Here is a 254-nt window from a genome sequence, read left to right as displayed (position 1 = left end):
AAACCTATCTACTCGGCCAAGTCGTCGATCTGGGCCCCTACGGCCGGTTCGAACGGCTGGCGTTCCGCCGGATCAACAGGTTCTTCACCACCGGATTCCTGCCCCAGCGTTTCCGCGACGAACTGGGCCTGGCGTGGGGGCCGGGACGGCAGCGGGCCTTCGAACTGGTGATGCGCGCCATCGGTTTCGTCACGGCAGCCGGCCCCGAACAGTGGCGACTGTATCCGCTGAACCGCCATCTCGCGGATATGAGA

At 65.0% G+C, this 254-nt stretch carries 1 protein-coding gene; it reads left to right on the top strand.

Annotated features, from left to right (window positions below; genetic code table 11):
• Positions 1-254 (top strand): oxygenase MpaB family protein (locus tag CUZ56_RS15265; protein ID WP_204250966.1); only part of this gene is annotated, 254 nt, incomplete at both ends.

It is taken from the genome of Saezia sanguinis, from assembly GCF_003991585.1.
Lineage (GTDB): Bacteria > Pseudomonadota > Gammaproteobacteria > Burkholderiales > Burkholderiaceae_C > Saezia > Saezia sanguinis.
Note: the sequence above shows the minus strand (reverse complement) of the source record. Positions and strands in the feature narration are given on the sequence as shown.